Annotated in this window: 14 protein-coding genes; 5 read left to right on the top strand and 9 right to left on the bottom strand. The window is 74.7% G+C overall.

Annotated elements, in window-relative coordinates; genetic code table 11:
- Positions 1-120 precede the first annotated feature (120 nt).
- Positions 121-1605, top strand: coding sequence for a bifunctional phosphatase PAP2/diacylglycerol kinase family protein (locus ACPU2J_RS12090; protein WP_365492977.1), 1485 nt, complete (start codon positions 121-123; stop codon positions 1603-1605).
- 159 nt (positions 1606-1764) lie between these two features.
- Here ACPU2J_RS12090 and ACPU2J_RS12085 read toward each other — a convergent pair whose 3' ends face one another.
- A complete protein-coding gene (locus ACPU2J_RS12085) occupies positions 1765-1992 on the bottom strand; it encodes a hypothetical protein (RefSeq protein ID WP_365077157.1) in 228 nt (75 codons plus the stop codon).
- 225 nt (positions 1993-2217) lie between these two features.
- Here ACPU2J_RS12085 and ettA point away from each other — a divergent pair, with 225 nt between their 5' ends.
- Genes ettA through ACPU2J_RS12070 form a run of 3 tightly spaced genes read left to right on the top strand, consistent with a single transcriptional unit; the run spans position 2218 to position 5070 of the window.
- Complete coding sequence (ettA, locus tag ACPU2J_RS12080) at positions 2218-3882, top strand: energy-dependent translational throttle protein EttA (RefSeq protein WP_078658346.1); 1665 nt, start codon at positions 2218-2220, stop codon at positions 3880-3882.
- 22 nt (positions 3883-3904) lie between these two features.
- Positions 3905-4354, top strand: coding sequence for an acyl-CoA thioesterase (locus ACPU2J_RS12075; RefSeq protein ID WP_361592157.1), 450 nt, complete (start codon positions 3905-3907; stop codon positions 4352-4354).
- The gene (locus ACPU2J_RS12070) at positions 4351-5070 is read left to right on the top strand and encodes a hypothetical protein (RefSeq protein ID WP_423833228.1); all 720 of its coding nucleotides are present in this window, start codon (positions 4351-4353) and stop codon (positions 5068-5070) included. The genes ACPU2J_RS12075 and ACPU2J_RS12070 overlap by 4 nt, the downstream gene beginning before the upstream one ends.
- Before the next feature lie 57 nt (positions 5071-5127).
- Here the strand turns inward: ACPU2J_RS12070 and ACPU2J_RS12065 are convergent, their stop codons facing one another.
- A complete protein-coding gene (locus tag ACPU2J_RS12065; RefSeq protein ID WP_420080773.1) occupies positions 5128-5532 on the bottom strand; it encodes a globin in 405 nt (134 codons plus the stop codon).
- Between the two features lie 141 nt (positions 5533-5673).
- Here ACPU2J_RS12065 and ACPU2J_RS12060 point away from each other — a divergent pair, with 141 nt between their 5' ends.
- Positions 5674-6672, top strand: a complete 999-nt coding sequence (locus tag ACPU2J_RS12060) for a methyltransferase domain-containing protein (protein ID WP_423833227.1) — start codon at positions 5674-5676, stop codon at positions 6670-6672.
- Here the strand turns inward: ACPU2J_RS12060 and ACPU2J_RS12055 are convergent, their stop codons facing one another.
- The 7 genes from ACPU2J_RS12055 to ACPU2J_RS12025 all read right to left on the bottom strand — a co-directional run bounded on the left by ACPU2J_RS12055 (position 6673) and on the right by ACPU2J_RS12025 (position 17692).
- Entirely contained in the window at positions 6673-7713 is a 1041-nt protein-coding gene (locus tag ACPU2J_RS12055; RefSeq protein ID WP_420080775.1) for an FHA domain-containing protein, read from the bottom strand. It abuts the gene before it with no gap.
- 154 nt (positions 7714-7867) lie between these two features.
- Positions 7868-9193 carry a VWA domain-containing protein gene (locus tag ACPU2J_RS12050; protein ID WP_365492964.1) on the bottom strand — a complete coding sequence of 442 codons (1326 nt, stop codon included), beginning with the start codon at positions 9191-9193 and terminating at the stop codon, positions 7868-7870.
- A 33-nt stretch (positions 9194-9226) separates the two neighbouring features.
- Entirely contained in the window at positions 9227-10873 is a 1647-nt protein-coding gene (locus ACPU2J_RS12045; protein WP_423833226.1) for a protein phosphatase 2C domain-containing protein, read from the bottom strand.
- Positions 10874-10876: 3 nt separating this feature from the next.
- The gene (locus tag ACPU2J_RS12040) at positions 10877-13813 is read right to left on the bottom strand and encodes a tetratricopeptide repeat protein (RefSeq protein WP_423833225.1); all 2937 of its coding nucleotides are present in this window, start codon (positions 13811-13813) and stop codon (positions 10877-10879) included.
- Positions 13810-15084, bottom strand: coding sequence for a hypothetical protein (locus tag ACPU2J_RS12035; protein ID WP_420080778.1), 1275 nt, complete (start codon positions 15082-15084; stop codon positions 13810-13812). The genes ACPU2J_RS12040 and ACPU2J_RS12035 overlap by 4 nt, the downstream gene beginning before the upstream one ends.
- 98 nt (positions 15085-15182) lie before the next feature.
- Positions 15183-16190, bottom strand: coding sequence for a glutamate ABC transporter substrate-binding protein (locus ACPU2J_RS12030; protein ID WP_420082436.1), 1008 nt, complete (start codon positions 16188-16190; stop codon positions 15183-15185).
- Positions 16191-16285: 95 nt separating this feature from the next.
- On the bottom strand, positions 16286-17692 hold the full coding sequence (locus ACPU2J_RS12025; protein WP_420080779.1) for a hypothetical protein: 1407 nt from the start codon (positions 17690-17692) through the stop codon (positions 16286-16288).
- Positions 17693-17800 lie beyond the last annotated feature (108 nt).

The following is a 17800-nucleotide window of genomic DNA, read 5'->3' as shown; positions in this document are numbered from 1 at the left end:
GCCCGGCGCCCGGCCCGTCGGCGGGTCCCGGAAGCCGGCGCGGGCCCGCCGCCGCATGGTTCGCTGGGCCGGTCGGCCGCATCGTCGGTTCGGATCCGGCTCCCGGGGTAGGGGCAGGAAATGGCCGATCAAGAACTGACCTGGCCGGCAGCCCTCGCACGGTGGGACCGCCGGCTCTTCGACGCGGTGGCACGGCGGCACTGGCCCGGGGCCGACCGGGTGCTGCCCAGGCTGGGCCGCGCCGCGAACCACGGGGTCCTGTGGGGCGGGGCCGCCCTGGCGATCGGCGTCTTCGGCTCGGCCGGGGCCCGCAAGGCGGCCGTGCGCGGAGCCGCCTCCCTCGCGCTGGCCTCGTCGACCATCAACACCATCGGCAAGTGGTCGGTGCGCCGCCGGCGCCCGCTGCTGGCGGGCGTGCCCGCCGTACGGCAGCTCTCCGTACAGCCGACCACGACCTCCTTCCCGTCCGGGCACTCCGCCTCCGCCTTCGCCTTCGCCACCGGCGTGGCCCTGGCCTCTCCGGGCTGGGGGGCCGTGCTGGCACCGGTCGCCGCTTCCGTGGCCTTCTCGCGCGTCTACACCGGCGTGCACTACCCCTCCGACGTGGCCGCGGGTGCGGCGCTCGGCGTGGGCGCCGCCTTCGTCGTCCGCCGTCTCGCGCGGGACGCGCAGGAGGCCCGGGTGGTCCCCGGCGACGAGCGGCCGGCCCCCGGGGCGCCGGCGCTGCCGGACGGTTCCGGGCTCACGGTGGTGGTCAACACCGGGTCCGGTACGGCGGGCGCCGCGGGCCTCGACGACGTACTGCGCCGCCGGCTCCCCAAGGCCGAGCTGATCGAGTGCGCGGGCGAGGACCTGGTCGCCACCCTCGCCGACGCGGCGTCGAGGTCCTCCGTCCTCGGGGTGTGCGGAGGCGACGGCACCATCAACGCGGCCGCCGGCGCCGCCCTGCGCGCCGGGGTGCCGCTCGCGGTGTTCCCCGGCGGCACCCTCAACCACTTCGCGATGGACCTCGGCCTCGCCGGGGTCGAGGACACCTGCGCGGCCGTCGCCGAGGGGCACGCCGTCCGCGTCGGCGTCGGCCGCTTCACCCCGGGCCCCGGCCCGGACGGCGAACCGGGCCACTTCCTGAACACCTTCAGCATCGGCGCCTACCCGGAGCTGCTCGGCCACCGGCTGCGCTGGGCCCCGCGCATCGGCGGGGGTCCGGCCGCACTGCTGGCGTCCTGGAAGGTCCTGCGCGCCCAGCGGCCCGTACGGCTCCGGCTGGCCGGCCGCCCCCGCAGCGTGTGGCTGCTCTTCGCGGGCAACGGCACCTACCACGGCACCGGCCCCACCCCCCGCCGCCGCGACAGCCTCGGCGAGGGCCTGCTCGACCTGCGTGTCGTCTACGGCGGCGGGCGCCCCGGCCCGCGCCTGCTGGCGGCCGCGCTGGCCGGGCCGCTGAGCAAATCCCCGGTCCACGCGGCCACCCACCTGCGCAGCCTGCGGATCGCCGACGTCCCGGACGGCACGCCGCTCGCCTACGACGGTGAGTACGCCGACGCGCCGTCCCGGCTGGTCCTGGACGTCCTCCCCGACGCCCTCACGGTCTACCGCCCCCGCTGAGGCTGCCCCCCCGCTGAGCCTGTCCCCCTTCGCTGGGACCGTCCCCCGTACGGTCCCGGCGCCGCGGGGCCGGGCCGCCGCCCCCGTCCCCGGTCCGGCCCGGGTCCCGCCCCCGTGACGGGAACCGGACCGGCCCGGGGACGCACGCGCCCGCGCCGCTCAGGCCGTCCGGCGGTGTCCGGTCGCCTTGCGCGTCCCCACGCCGACGGCGACCAGCGCCAGCCCCGCCGCGACGATGCCCAGGTAGGCGCCGGGCGGCAGGGTGACGACCTTGTGCACCCAACCCCACTGGCTGCCGAAGAGGATGGGCGAGGCGAAGCCGACGACCCCCTGGGCCCCTATGACGTATCCGATGCTTTCGACGGTGTATCCGATGGCTGTTCGCACGGATCAAGCCTCCCGTGGCGAGGCCGCCGCAACGTCCTCCGCAGGGCCGAGAACGCGGTAGGCCGAAGGATGGAGCCGCAGCACGGCCCGCCCGCCGCACCGCTCCCGTCCGGGCGGCGCCGCACCCGCCCGGACCCGGGCCCCACCTACCCATTCGCCCGCGGGTATGGAGGTACGGCAAGATGGGGTGTATCTGCCCACCATCGATCTGCCGGACGGTTTCTCTTGGCTGAGTTCATCTACACCATGCGCAAGACGCGCAAGGCACACGGCGACAAGGTGATCCTTGACGACGTCTTCCTGAACTTCCTGCCCGGCGCGAAGATCGGTGTGGTGGGTCCTAACGGTGCCGGTAAGTCCACCGTTCTGAAGATCATGGCGGGCATCGAGCAGCCGTCCAACGGCGACGCCTTCCTCTCGCCCGGCTACTCGGTCGGCATCCTCATGCAGGAGCCGAAGCTCGACGAGTCCAAGACGGTCCTGGAGAACGTCGAGGACGGCGTCGGCCCGATCAAGCAGAAGCTCAACCGGTTCAACGCGATCGCCGAGGAAATGGCGACCAACTACACCGACGAGCTGATGGAGGAGATGGGCAAGCTCCAGGACGACCTGGACCACGCCAACGCGTGGGACCTCGACGCCCAGCTGGAGCAGGCCATGGACGCCCTGGGCTGCCCGCCCGGCGACTGGCCGGTCACCAACCTCTCCGGTGGTGAGAAGCGCCGCGTGGCCCTCTGCAAGCTGCTGCTGGAGGCCCCCGACCTGCTGCTCCTCGACGAGCCCACCAACCACCTCGACGCCGAGTCGGTGAACTGGCTGGAGCAGCACCTCGCCCAGTACAAGGGCGCCGTCGTGGCCGTCACCCACGACCGCTACTTCCTCGACAACGTCGCCGAGTGGATCCTCGAGCTCGACCGCGGCCGCGCGCACCCCTACGAGGGCAACTACTCCACCTACCTGGAGAAGAAGGCCGAGCGCCTCAAGGTCGAGGGCAAGAAGGACGAGAAGCGCGCCAAGCGCCTCAAGGAAGAGCTGGAGTGGGTCCGCTCCAACGCCAAGGGCCGCCAGGCCAAGTCCAAGGCCCGCCTCGCCCGCTACGAGGAGATGGCGGCCGAGGCCGACAAGATGCGGAAGCTGGACTTCGAGGAGATCCAGATCCCGCCGGGCCCGCGTCTGGGCTCGATCGTGGTCGAGGTCAACAACCTCTCCAAGGCGTTCGGTGACAAGGTCCTCATCGACGACCTGTCCTTCACGCTGCCGCGCAACGGCATCGTCGGCATCATCGGCCCGAACGGCGCCGGCAAGACCACGCTCTTCAAGATGATCCAGGGCCTGGAGAAGCCGGACTCCGGCGAGATCAAGGTCGGCGAGACCGTCAAGATCTCGTACGTCGACCAGGGCCGCGCCAACATCGACCCCAAGAAGACCCTCTGGGCGGTCGTGTCGGACGAGCTGGACTACATCAACGTCGGCAACGTCGAGATGCCCTCCCGCGCGTACGTCAGCGCCTTCGGCTTCAAGGGCCCGGACCAGCAGAAGCCGGCCGGTGTGCTCTCCGGTGGTGAGCGCAACCGCCTGAACCTCGCGCTGACCCTCAAGCAGGGCGGCAACCTGCTGCTCCTCGACGAGCCCACCAACGACCTCGACGTCGAGACCCTCGGCTCCCTCGAGAACGCGCTGCTGGAGTTCCCCGGTGCGGCCGTGGTCGTCTCCCACGACCGCTGGTTCCTGGACCGGGTGGCCACGCACATCCTCGCCTACGAGGGCGACTCCAAGTGGTTCTGGTTCGAGGGCAACTTCGAGTCCTACGAGAAGAACAAGATCGAGCGGCTCGGCCCGGACGCCACGCGTCCGCACCGCGCCACCTACAAGAAGCTCACCCGGGGCTGAGGGGAGAGCCGAGGTCACGGCCATGGCCAGACACCAATACCGTTGCCCCCTGCGCTGGGCGGACATGGATGCCTTCGGGCACGTCAACAACGTCGTCTTCCTCCGTTACCTGGAGGAGGCGCGGATCGACTTCATGTTCCGCCTCGCGCCGGGGGAGGGCAGTGAGTCCTTCACGGGCGGATCCGTCGTGGCCCGCCACGAGATCGACTACAAGCTGCCCCTCGTGCACCGTCACGAGCCCGTCCTCATCGAGTCCTGGGTGACCCGGATAGGCGCCGCTTCCCTGACCATCCGCTACGAGGTCAAGGACGAGGCGACGGAGGACCGGCCCGAGACCGTCTACGTGCGCGCGGAGACCGTGGTCGTGCCCTACAACCTCGCCGCGGGGCGGCCGCGCCGCATCACGGCCGAGGAGAGGCACTTCCTGGAGGAGTACCTCGACGAGCCGAGCGCCGAGGCCGTCGCGGCATGACCGAGCAGCTGCGCTTCGCCGATTCCGGGGAGGCGGCGGACCTCGCCGCCTTCCTGGGCCGACTGGTGCACTACGACCGCGCCGCCGCCGTCCGCCTCCAGGCGGGCGGCGGCGCGCTGGCCGTGTTCGGCCGGCCCCCGTCCTTCGAGGTGCTGGCCGTCCGGACGGTACGGCTCGCCGTACCCGTCAGCACCCCGCTGGACCTGACCGTGTCCGCGGGGGAGTTCCTGGAGTCCGTGGACGAGCCGGCGGCCGCGGCCACCGTGCCCGGTCCGGTCACCGGGCCGCCGTGGACCGGCGTACTGCCGCCGCGCGGCGGCTGGAGCAGGCTGCCGGGGCTGCCCGCCCCCGGGGCGATCGCCGCGGCCGTCGCCGCCGCCGTCGCCGAGTTCCGGGCCCGTGACGAGGCCCTGCCGCCGCAGCACCGGACCCGCTCCGAGCGCGACCGCATCGGCCGTGAGATCTGGTCCCGCCCCCTGGGCGACACGGACCTGCCGCTGCGCGTCGCGCACGCCGCGCAGTCCCTCGGCTTCCTCAGGCCCGTGCGGGCCGCGGTGACCTCCACGGCCGCCGCCTCCGGGTCCGCCGCACCCGACCCCGAGGCGCTGCTGTCCGCCGGGAGCTGGCTGCGGCTGCGCACCCCGTACGGGTCCGTCGCCACCCGCCGCCCCGGCGCCGTGGGCGGGCTGGGCGCCCTCCAGGTCCGGCCGGTCTGACCCCCGGCTCGTCCGGCCGCCGTCCGTCCGGCCGAACCGCACGGACGGCGTCGGCCGTCAGCCCGCCGTGTTGATCATCGAGGCGGCGGCGTAGGTCAGGTACTTCCACAGCTGCGCCTCGTGCTCGGGCTCCAGCCCCAGCTCGTCCAGCGCGACCCGCATGTGCTTCAGCCAGGCGTCGTGCGCCGCGGTGTCCACCTGGAACGGCGCGTGCCGCATCCGCAGCCGCGGGTGGCCGCGGTGCCGGCTGTAGGTGTTGGGACCGCCCCAGTACTGGATCAGGAACAGCGCGAACCGCTCCTCGGCGGGACCGAGGTCCTCCTCCGGGTACATGGGGCGCAGCAGCGGGTCCTCCGCGACCCCTTCGTAGAAGCGCCGCACGAGGCGGCGGAAGGTGGCCTCGCCGCCCACCTGCTCGTAGAAGGTCTGCTCCTGAAGGGTGTCCTGCGGATTCTCGTTCACCCGACCATCGTCTCAGACGCCCGGCCCGCGCCGGGGGCTCCCGCACCATCGTTCGCCGCCCTCCCGGGTCCCGCTGCCCCCCGTACCGTCCCGCTGCTCCCCGCGTTCGCACGCGGGGACGCGGCGAAGGACAGTGGAGGCATGGGCGCACACACCGCACGCACCGCCCCCACCGGTTCCCGGGACCTCAGGGAGGCCGCCCACGCCGCGCAGGTGCGGGAGCTGACCGCCGCCGGGGTGCTGAAGGACCCGCGCTGGCGGGCCGCGTTCTCCGCCGTCCCGCGGCACGTCTTCGTGCCGTACTTCTGGACCGGCCGCGGCGCGGGGCACGAACGCCTCTGGGGCGAGGATCCCGACCCCGAGCGCCGGGCCCGCTGGCTGCGCGGCGTCTACGTCGACACCCCGCTGGCCACCAGGCTCCGCGACGGCCGGCTGGTCTCCTCCAGCAGCCAGCCCTCCCTGATGGCGAGGATGCTGGCGGCCCTCGACGTGCGCGACGGCGACGACGTCCTGGAGATCGGCGCGGGCACCGGCTACAACGCCGCGCTGCTGTGCCACCGCCTCGGCGAGGAGCACGTCACCACCGTGGACCTGGACGAGGAGATCACCGAGTCCGCCCGGGTCCACCTGGCCCGCCTCGGCCTCCACCCCGCCGTGGTCACCGGGGACGGCGCGCGCGGCTGCCCCGCGCGGGCGCCGTTCGACCGGATCCTGGTCACCTGCACGCTGCCGCTGGTCCCGCACGCCTGGCTCGCCCAGTGCCGCCCCGGGGCGCGGATCCTGGCGCCGCTGTCGACGGGGCTGATCGCGCTGACGGTCCGGGACGCCGACTTCGCGGAGGGCCGCTTCCTGCACACGCCCGCGTACTTCGTCCCGCTGCGCGGGGCCACGGCGGCGCCGCCGACCGACGCGGAGGCGCTGCTGCGCGGCGTGCCGTACGAACTGGTGGAGAACGAGCGCCTGCAGTTCATGCTGCTGCTGACCTCGGGCGTGCTGCACCCGCGGGAGGCCCTGGACCTGTGGCGCAGCGAGGGCCGCCCGTCGCGCGAACGCTTCGGGGTGTCGGTGGGCCCGGAGGGCCAGTGGTCCTGGCTGGACGACCCCCAGGGGCCCTACGTGTGGCCCCTGGGGATGGTGTGATCAGGCGCGGCGGATGGTGATCGTGGTCCAGGCGCCGACGTGGACCCGGTCGCCGTCGGACAGCGGGACCGGAACATAGGGCTGGATCGGGTCCTCGCCGCCGTTGATCGTCGTGCCGTTGGTGGAGTTCTGGTCGACGACCGCCCAGCTGAGGTCCGGCTGCTGGACCAGGACCGCGTGCTGGTGGGAGACGCCCGGGTCCTCCGGGGGCACGGACAGGTCGATGTCGGGGGACTCGCCGGTGGAGGCCCGGCGGCGGCCGATGGTGATCTGGCCGCCGGACAGCGCGAGGTGCTGCTCCGGGGAGTAGGCGGGCAGGTTGAGCCCGGTCGCCTCGGGGCCGCTGCGCTGCATCATCGCCATGAAGTAGGAGCGGTCCGGGCCGATCGTCGCGGACCAGGATCCGCCGCCCTGGGAGGGCAGGGGCTGGTGGTGCGCCTGCGACGGTGCCGGGGCCTGCTGCTGGTACGACGGGGCGGCCGGGGGCTGCTGGTACTCCTGGTACTCGCGCTGGTGCTGCGGCGGAGCCTGCTGCGGGTACTGCTGCTGCTGGTACTCGTGGGCCGGCTCGTGCGCCGGGGGCGGCAGCAGCCAGTCGTCCTCGCGCTGGAGCGGCTCGGCTGGCCGGTTCACGCGGGACGGGCGGGAGCCCTGGTACTCGAAGTGGTCCTGGGAGTAGGCCCCGGGAGACGGTACGGGCGGCGGGGGCGTGCCCCGGACCGCGCCGGTCGGGTGCGGCCCCGCGCCCGTCGCGTGCGGACCCGCGCCGGTGCCCTGCTCCGCCGCCGGGGGCGAGTACGGGGTCGCCGTACGGGTCAGGAAGTTGTAGCGGCACTCCTCGCAGAACGGGGCCATCGCCTCGCGCGGGGTCCGGCACTGCGGGCAGAGCTCCGCCTGGGCGGTCGCGTCACCGGCGCTCGGGGGGAAGCCGTAGCCGTAGGAGGGCACCGCGGGGGGTGCCTCGGCGGTACCCATGCGGTGGCCGCAGACCTCGCACCAGTCGTCGGACGCGGACTGGTGCCCGTTCGGGCAGGTCGGCATGGCGGCGCTTCCCCCTTCTTCTTCCTGCGTCAACGCGGCAGGTCTTCAGGTCTTCAGGACTTCGTGGAACTCGGTACTTCGGTGGTGCCGGGTGGTGCCCGGTGATGCGGTACTTCGATACTGCGGTGCTGCGGTCGTGCGGCGCTGCCGTGCTTCAGGACTTCTTCACCCGGACGGTCTGCGTCGAACGCGTTTCGAGGGTCATCTCGTCGGCATCGGCGACCTTCGCTTTCAGCCGCACAGTACCCGCCACCGCGTCCACCACATCCACCACCTTCGACAGGAGCCGTGCTGTGTCGGCGTTGCCGGACGCACTGGCGAGCTGTACCGCACGCCCGAGTTTGGCCGTAGCACCATCCACATCGCCCATTTTGCGGGCTTCCAGGCCCTGTTGGATAGCCTGCGCCAGCTCCGCCTGCCCGGTGTAGTGGGCGACCTGCGCGTTGATGGCGGTGGAAGCGGCCAGGTCGTTCGTCCACACCGCCCGCACCAGGCCCTGGCCGAGGACGGCCGCGGGCTCGCCGGCCGGGCCGGGCCGGACGAGCGTGGCCCGGGCGGCCAGCATCTCCTGCCCCACGGCGGCGCCCGGGACGCGGACGCACACGTGGTACTCGCGGGACTCGTCGCCCCACGAACCCGTCGGGTAGTCCCCGGCGCGAGGGCCCGCCTCCGTCCGGCGGCCGGTGAGGTCCTGGACGGCGGGAGCGACCTGCTTGACGTACTGGACCTCCGCGCCGACCGGGGTCCACAGGCGCAGCGAGACGTCCGCGACCTCCTTGCCCATGACGTTCTCCATCATGCGCGTGAAGTCCTCGGCGAGGTGCGCCGGATCGGCCACGATGTCCGCGGAGCCGAGCAGCGCGTTCGCGATGCCGGTCACCTCCTTCACCTCCCAGTCGGTGCCCACGCCGCGGGCGTCGCAGGTGAACCGCCCGGCACAGGCGTCCAGGGTGGCGCGCAGGACGGCCGGCTCCTCGTGCTCGTTGCGGCCGTCCGTGAGCAGGATGCCGTGCCGGATGGCGGCGGTGGAGCCCCGCAGCAGGCCGTCGGCGAGGCGCAGCCAGGTGCCGATGGCGGTGCCGCCGCCGGAGCCGAGGCCGCGCAGGGCCTCCTTGGCCTGGGCGCGGGTGGCCGGTCCGGCCACGGCGAGTCGGCCCTGGCCCGGGTAGACCTCCTTGGCCACGTGCGTACCGGCGATCACCGCGAAGGCGGTGCCGTCGCGCAGGGTGTCGACGGCGGCCGCGGTGGCCTCGCGGGCGCCGCGCATCTTCTCCGGCGGGTACTCCATCGAGCCCGAGCAGTCGACCATGATCACGACGGCGGCCGTGCCGTCGGCGGGCGCCGCGGCAGCCGCCCGGCCGCCGCCGGTGGCGGTGACCGTGACGATGGCGTGCACGTCCCGGCCACCCTCGGGCAGGAACTCGTTCTGGTACACGTCCACGCTGAAGCGCGGCGCGCTCGGCTTGGCGAAGTTCGCCATCGGATGGACTCCTAGGGTGCTCGGGCAGGCGGGTCAGACCTGCGGGCGCGCTTCCACTTCCGGTTCCGGTCGTTCCTCCGGGCCGGGGGCGGCCGCGGAGCCCGGGCCCGGCTCCGGTGCCTGCCCGGGCGCCGTGGCGAACGGCACCACGGCCACCGTGACGTTGTCGTGGCCGCCGCCGTCGAGGGCGTGCCCCACCAGCACCTGGGCGCTGTGCAGCGGGCGGCTGGCGGCATCGGCGGGCAGCACCTGGGCCATCTCCCGCGCGGACTCGGCGTAGTTCCACAGTCCGTCGGTGCAGACCACCACCACGCCGGGGTGGTCCGGCTTGAAGGTCGCGGTGTGCGGTTCGAGTTCGTAGGCGTCGGCGCCCAGCCAGCCGGTGATGGCGTGCGCGCGGACGTCCGCGTAGGCCTCGGCCTCGCCCATCAGGCCCGCGGCGACCATCTGGGCGGCCCAGGAGTCGTCCTCGGTGAGCCGGCGCGGCAGGGCCGCGCGGTCGTCGGGGACCCAGTACGCGCGGCTGTCGCCGACCCAGCCGATGGTCAGCAGGCCGCCGCTGACGACGGCGCCGACCAGGGTGCAGGCGGGGGCGTTCTGCGCGCCGGGCACCTCCGGGGCCAGGGCGTTCACGGCGGAGGCCGCGGCCAGGATCGCCTCGTGCATGGCCTCCTGCGGGTGCGCGCCGCGGGGCAGTGCGTCGAGCAGGGCCTCGTTGGCGGCGCCCGCCGCCGCGGCCGAGGCCTCGTCGGGGCGGCTCGCGGAGGAGACGCCGTCGCAGACGATGGCCACGGTGGCGGCCGAGCCGTCGGGCAGCGCCGTGGCCGACACGGCGAAGGAGTCCTCGTTGCGGTGGTGGCGCAGCCCCCGGTCGCTGACGGCGGCGACGCTCCCCAGCTCCTCCTCCAGGTGGTCCCGCTCCCGCGGCTGGGCGTGCCCGCAGTGCTCGCAGTAGCCGTCGGTGTCCACCCGCCCGGCGCGGCAGGCCACGCAGGTCTTCCCGGACTCGGCGGCCGGGGCCGCGGCCGCAGCGGCGGCCTGAGCCGGGGCCGGGGCCGCGCCGTACGCGGACGCCGCCGCGGGCCGGTCCGCGTACGGGCCCTGCGGCGCGGGCTGGGCGCCGCCGGTCGCGGGGTCCCCTGCCGGCCCGTCGCCGGGCGTACCGCCGCCGGGGAGGTTGTAGCGGGCCTGCGGGCCGCCCGGGCCGGGCCCGTACGGGTGCTCGGCGGCGCCCCACGGGGTGCCCTCCGGGGGCGTGGCCGGGCCGTACGGGTTCTCGTGGCCCGGGGAGCCGTACGAGGCCGCGGCCGGCTCCCGCCGGGGTTCGGCCGGGGCGACCGTCCAGTCGGCGGGGTCGCCCACGAGGGTGGGTGCGGCCGAGGCCGCGCTGCCCCAGCCGGGTGCCGGTTCGGCGGCGCCGTGGGAGACGGCGGCGGGCGGGCCGGCGTGGCCGCCCGCCGGGGCGGCCCGCTCCGGCTCCTCGACGGCCTGCGGTGCAGCCGCTGCGGCCGGTGGGGTCTGCGCCGGCCGTGGGGCCGGTGGGATGGGCACGGTCGGGTGGTCTGCGGCCGCCGCCCGGGGAGGGGAGGTCACGGCGTGGCCGCAGACTCCGCAGAAACGGTCACCCTCCTCCAGGGGTTCCGCGCAGCTGGGGCAGCCCGACAGCCGATGCATCGACATCACTCACACCCACGTCCGGGGACGGAAACGGTTTGCCCGCTCCACCAGTTCGATCCTCTCCTCGCCACGCCGTGCCAGCCGTGCGAGGACGCGGTACGAGCGCTCCAGACCGAAGCGCAGGCCCCGCTCGTCCAGTTGGCTGCCGAGCAACGAGGTCCGTCCGGGGTCGGAACCCCGACTACCCGACAGTACCCAGTCCAGGGCCGAGCCCAGAACCTCCGTCACCAGCCGCTCCTGCCGTTCGGGGTCCAGCCCGAACCTCCGCAGCGCCTCCACCTGCCCGGCGGCGGCCACCAGATCCGGCAGCAGCGCCTCCTGCGGTGACCGGTCGCGCAGACGTGCGCGTACGGCCGCCACCCGCGCGGCGGTGTAGTGGATGGACGCCTCCGGTACGGATTCCAGCGTCCGCACGGCCGCGTCCCGGTCGCCCGCGGCCAGCTGCACGCGGGCCAGCCCGAAGGCCGCGCTGACGAATCCCGGGTCGGTGGTCCACACGAGCCGGTAGTACTCGGCGGCGTTGTCCAGCTGCCCGAGCACCTCCGCGCACAGGCCCAGGGCCAGCTTCGGCGCGGGCTCGCCCGGGAAGGCGTCGTAGATCGCGTCGAAGGAGAGCGCGGCCGTCTCGTCGTCACCGGTGGACAGGGAGGCGATGCCGCGGGCCCAGACGACCCGCCAGTCGTCCGGGTGCCGGGCCTCCAGCTCCGCGAGGGCGTCGCCGGCCTCGGCCGCTTCGCCCAGCTCCAGCCTGGCCCGCAGCTCCCGCAGCCGCAGCTCGGCCGAGTCGGCGGGCGCGGCGGCCAGGGCGCCCAGCAGGTCGCCCGGCGCGGAGGCGAGCAGTCCGGTGAGGAAACCGGCATTCGGGTCGGCCGGGTCCACCAGGGGCACCGGCAGGGCCAGCGCCGCCCCGTGGGTGTCCGGCACGGTCGATCCCGCGGCCGGCGGCGGCAGGTGCCACCCCGACACCGGTCCCGAGGCCTGGCCGGACAGCGGCCCGGAGACAGGCCCGGACCCCTGCGCGGGGAAGGCCTGCGGGCCCGGCCCGGCGGCGGGCGGCGCCGAGCGCGGCCCCGGCAGCGGTGCGGCCGTCACGTGGGTGGCGGTACTGCCGAGCGAGGGCAGCGGCGCACCCCCGCGGTGCCCGGACGCCGACGCGGAGCCGCCGGCCGCTGCACCGGCCGCCCCGGGCAGGGGCGTTCCGCCGGGCGGCGTCCCGACGAGGGAGGTGTGCCCCCACGGGCCGGAGGCCCCGGCAGGGCCCGCGGCGGCGTGCGGCGGTGCCGCGGCCGGGCCCGCCGTCCCCGAGGCCGGCCCCGTGCCGCCCGGCAGGGCCGCACCCGCACGGCGCCGGCCGCGCGGCCCGAACAGGCCGCCGCGGAAGGGGCCGAACGTGCCCGCCCCGACGGGGCGACTGCCGAGCCGGGACACGGTGGCCCCCGCCGCGTCGGCGTACAGCTCGGTGTCCGGGACGCGCAGCTCCGGGCCGAAGAGGGTGGACAGCTGCGGCCGGGGCCGGCCCGTCTGCAGCGCGACCACCTCGCGCAGCACGCCCGTCAGCTGGTCCGCCATCTCCTGTGCGGACGCGAACCGCCGGCCCGGATCGGGGTCCGTGGCCCGCACCAGCAGCCGGTAGAAGGACTCGTAGCGCCGGAACACCTCGATGTGCTCGGGGTCGGGCAGCGAGTCCACGAACACGTTCGTGTAGCCCTGGAAGTCGAAGGTGAGCACGGCCAGCGTGCGCGCCACCGTGTAGAGGTCGGAGGCGACCGACGGGCCCAGCTCCGCCACCTCCGGCGCCTGGTAGCCCACCGTGCCGTAGATGGCCGACACGTCGTCGTCCATGCGCCGTACGGCGCCCATGTCGATGAGCTTCAGCTGGTCCTGCTGCTGGATGGCGTTGTCGACCTTGAAGTCGCAGTACAGGAGGTTCCTGCTGTGCAGGTGTCCCAGCGCCTCCAGCGCCTCGATGCCGTACGCGCAGGCCTGTTCCACCGGCAGCGGGTCCCGCCGCCCGTCCGGCCGGCGCCGCTCGTTCGCGATCTCCTTCAGCGACTTGCCGCCCACGTACTCCATGACGATGTACCCGTCCAGCGAGCCGGTCCGCTGGTCCAGGTGCTCCACGAAGTTGTAGATCCGCACGATGTTGGAGTGCTCGATCTCCGCGAGGAAGCGCCGCTCCGAGATCGCGGCCTCCATCGCGTCCTGGTCACCGGTGTCCAGCAGGCCCTTGAGGACCACCCACCGGTCCGCGACCGCCCGGTCCACCGCCAGGTACACCCAGCCGAGGCCGCCGTGCGCCAGGCAGCCCGCCACCTCGTACTGGCCGCGCACCACGTCGCCGGCGCGCAGCTTGGGCACGAAGGAGTACGGGTGCCCGCACTTGGTGCAGAAGCCCTCGGTGCGGCCGGGCCGCTCGCCGCGGGACCGGCCCACCGGGGCGCCGCAGTCCGAGCGGGAGCAGAACCGCTTGCGCTCGGGCACCTCCGGGTTCTCCAGGACCGCCGTCGACGGGTCGGGACGCGGCACCTCCGGAACGCTGACCAGGCCGGCGCCGAGCCGGCTGCGGCCCGAGGCCGAGGCGGCCGAGCCCGAACTGCGCACCGACACCGAGCGGGTGGAGGCCTGCCCGGTGAGCGACCGCGAGAGCCGGCCCGACACCGAACGGCGGGACGAGGAGGAACGGGAGGAGCGGGCCGAGGCGGAGGAACGCGCCGAGCCGTGCGAGCCCCGCGAGCCGGCGGAGCCCTGCGAACCGGCGGACCCCAGCGAGCCGCGGGCGGCGCTGGTCATCCCCGTCGGCGGCGAGACCAGCTCCTCGGCACCCGCCGCGGCCGAGCCGACCGGGGCCAGCCCGCAGGTGTCGCAGTACAGCTCGCCGCCGCCCATGTCCTCGTACGCCCCCGGGCAGCCCGGGCGAACGCACGCGGCTCCTGTCAGGCTCATGCGTCCTCCGTCCCCGGCGCCTCGGGCCGGTCCGTCTGCTCGGGCCGGTGCGGGGGCACCAGCGACTCCGCCGCCGCCTGCTGGTAGCGCAGGACGGCCTGTTCGGCGGCCCGCAGGTCGCAGGGCGCGCTCCACAGCATCCGCCGGGCCGTGTCGTACCGCTCGACCAGCAGCGGGTCCTCCGCGAGCCCGTGGCGGGCCACCTTCGCCCGGTACGCGTCGAGGCGTCCGCGCAGCTCGGCCCGTACGGCCAGCGGCGCCGTCACGGCGGTCAGCGACTCGCGGGCCCGGCGCAGCTCCTCCTCGGCGCGTTCCTCCAGGGCATCCAGCAGCGGCGAGAGCCGGTGCCAGCGGGCGTGGCGCCGGTGTTCGGCGGCCGCCGCCAGCTGTTCCTGCAGCACCGTCGGCGGGCCGCTGACCGCGGGCACCTCCGACGCGGCGATCTTCGCCAGCACCTCGCCGCGCGCCGTGCGCGCCTCGGCCAGTGTCCGGTCGGCCCGCGAGAGCACGTCCCGCAGGCTGATCAGCCGCTGTTCGGCGTCCTGCCGGACGTCCAGCACGGCCTCGATCTCACGGCGTACGTCCTCCAGCGCGAGCGCGGCCCTGTCGTAGCGGGCGGTGTCCGGGCGGCCGCCGCCGGGCGCGGAACTCCCCGCCGCGGGACGCCAGAAGGCAAGCGGGTCCGCGATCACCTGCGCCCGCAGCCCGGTCAGCTCGGCGGTGATGTCCTCCAGGTCGTCGCCCGAGGGGTGTTCGCCGGGACGCACGCCCACCGAGTGGGCGAGGGACCGGGTGCGGTGGAGTTCGGCGGCGAGCAGGTCGATCCGCGCGGGCAGCGCGGACCAGACGGCGTCGGCCGCGACCACCACGTCGAGCGAACGGGCGTAGAGGTCGTTCATCCGGGCCACCAGCTCGGCCAGGGACAGCCGTTCGGTCAGGGCGAGACCCTCCGAGGCGGCGCCGGCGATGAGGACACCGGGCCCGCGCAGCCGCTCGGTGAGCTCGACCAGGTCCTCGCGCTGCGGCCAGCGGCGTCGTTCGCGGACCTCACGCGCGGCGGCCAGTGCCCCGCTGTAGGCGTCGAAGTACGTCCACAGCCGGGTGATGTCCGCCTCCGCGGCGGCCCAGCGCTCCTCGGTGAGCCCGGTCAGCGCGGCGCCCTCCAGCAGCCGTCGCCCGGCATGGTCCTGGAGGGCGAGCAGCGAGGTCTCGACGGCCTCGTGCTCCGCGCCCAGCCTGGCCAGGGCACGGTCGACGTCGTCCCGGTCCATCACTGCCGACCCCGCCTCCACCGCAGGTGCCTCCGTTTCCGCTTCCGCCGCCGTGTGTTCCTCCGTGTCCGGTTCCGTGCCCGGCACCGCCACCGGTCTCAGCCGTCCCGGTACTTGGGCGCGGGCGGCGCGGTCACGCCGGGCAGCACGGGCTGCAGGTGCTTGAGGTAGGCCCGCATCCACGGGCTGTCGTTCCCGCCCGCGCGGTAGTTCTCCAGGACCTTGTTGACCCGGCGGACCAGGTCGGAGGCGTCCTTGTTCATGGCCACGCCGTAGAACTCGCGGGTGAAGGGGGAGCCCACCAGCCGCACCGAGGGGTCCTGGGCGGCCTGCCCGGCGGCCAGGGCGTTGTCGGTGATGATGCCGTCGACCTCGGCCAGCTGGAGCCGGACCAGGCAGTCGAGCTGGTTGGCGACGGTGACCGGCGCCGCGCCGTAGGACTGCGCCTTCAGCGCCGTCTCCGCCGTGGAACCGGACGCGACGCAGATGCGCTTGTCCTTCAGCGAGGCGTCGTACCCGGTGATCGGCGAGCCCTTCGGCGCCAGGACCTGCTGCCCGGCCTCGAAGTAGGCCGTCGAGAAGGCGACGTCCTCCAGCCGCTTGCAGTTGATGGTCATCGTCCGCACGACGATGTCGACGCGTCCCTCCTGGAGGGCCGGGATGCGCTGGCTCGTCGGGATGGCCCGGTAGATGACCGCGTTCTCGTCGCCGAGGATGTCCTTGGCGATGGCCTTGACCAGGTCGATGTCGAAGCCGTCGAGCCGGCCGCCCTCCGCGGTCTGGTTGCGGTAGCCCCAGCGGAAGCTGTTCTGGTCCACTCCCGCGACGAGCTTGCCCGCCGCCTTGATCCGCGCGATGGCCGCCCCGTCCACGTCGGACGGGCGCAGGCTCGCCTCCGGGTCCTGGCAGGTGTCGGACAGGACCCAGGGAGCCGCCGGGGCGGCGGCGGCCGATGCCGGCTTCGGGGCCGCGGGCAGGGCGCTGTCCGGCGTCGCGTGCGCCAGCGGCAGCAGCACCACCGCGGCTGTCAGGGCGCAGGCGGCGGCCATCGCGCTCACCCCGCCCCAGCCGCGCAGCCGACTCGCGCCGCGGCGGCCGCGGGACATCGCGCGCCGGGCTCCCGGCCGGCCGCCCGGCGCCTCGGGGCCCTCGTATTCCTCGTGGCCGTCGGCGGCCCGCCTCGCCCGTATCCGCATCGCGCTCACCTGTACTCCGAAAGCCTGCGCCCGATACCGAGCAGGGCGGCTGCCGCACCGACGAGCACCAGCAACGCGGCGCCCGTGACCAGACCGCCCAGTGCGCCCAGCCCGGCGCGGGCGGCCCGGGTGAACTCCCGCTGCTCGTGGGCGACCGCCTGCTCCAGCGACGCGTCGACCGTGTCGAAGGCGGCCCCGCTGCTCTCCTTGTGCCGCTCGTCCCCGACGACCTGGGGCAGTGCGGCCTCGTAGTCGCCCTTCACGTCCGCCTCCCGGGCCGCCGAGTGCCGCTGCTTCCACTGCGCGACACCGTCCGCGGCCCGGCTCACCGGGGCCCGGCCCGCCTCGTCGCCGGCCAGCTCCAGTGCCTTCGCCAGCCCGGTGTCGAGTTGCTTCATGTTGTGCGTGAAGTCCACGTCGTACTTGTCGGACTTCTTGTCCTCCGCGAGCACGGCACCACGCGCGATCAGCGTGAGGTTCTCACTGGCCCGCGCCTGGAGGGAGGCGATGCGCGCGTCGTTGAGGACCTTCATCGACTCCTGTCCGTCCGCCCGCGCCTCGCTCAGCGAGGACCGCGCCACGGTCTGGCCCACGGCCAGCCACAGCAGCACCACCGTGGTCGCGGCGGTCGCCGCCACCAGCCCGTGGTTGAAGACCCGGTTCGTGTGCCGGTAGTTGCGCCGCTGGGCCCAGACCAGGGCGCCGATCGCGAGCAGTCCGAGACCGAGGGAGGCCAGCGGCCAGGAGCGGGCGTCGTCGTGGTCCGCGTAGAGCCGGCGGGTCTCCGCCTCGTACAGCCGCTGGGCGGCGGGCAGCAGCTGGGTGGTCATCTGCTCGTTGGCGTAGCGCAGGTAGGCGCCGCCCAGCGGCAGGCCCTGCCGGTTGGTGGCGCGCGCCTGCTCGATCAGGCCGGTGTAGCGCGGCAGCTGCTCGCTCAGCAGGGTGATCTGCTTGCGGGACTCCTCGCTGCCGCCGGCGTTCGCGGCGGCGCTGACCAGCAGCCGGGAGGCGTTGGCGATGTCCTTCTCGTACCGCTGGCGGACCTCGCGGGGCTCCTGGGCCCCCAGCAGGAACCCGCTGGAGGAGGTGGTGTCCGCGTCGGCGAGGGAGCGGTAGATGCTCGCCGCGTCCGCGCTGAGGGGCTGGCTGCGGCCGACCACGTCGTCGGCGGCGGCGGACCGTGCGGAGACCTCCCACACGCTCGCCGTGCCGAACAGCACGATGAGGGCGGCGAGCACCGCGCCGATGATCCGCAGGCGGCCGGGCTCGGTGGTGGCCGCCTCGCGCAGCCGCTGCACGCCCTCGGTCCACGCGGTACTGCGCCCGGGCGGTCCCGCGGCCGGCGACGGCGGTCCGGCGGGCGGCACGGAGACACCGCCCCCCGGCGCGGGCGCGCGTGATGTGATCGCCACCGTGACCTCCCCCTCGGTCCTGTCGTCCCCCGGCCAACGCAGAGGCACCCCCCGCTGCGCAGCAGTATGGCCGTAGTGCCGGTCGATCACAGCACCCGGTGCCGGATC

Source organism: Streptomyces manipurensis (assembly GCF_049570255.1).
GTDB lineage: Bacteria > Actinomycetota > Actinomycetes > Streptomycetales > Streptomycetaceae > Streptomyces > Streptomyces manipurensis.
The sequence above is the reverse complement of the archived record's forward strand: the minus strand, read 5'-3'. Positions and strand labels throughout refer to the sequence as shown.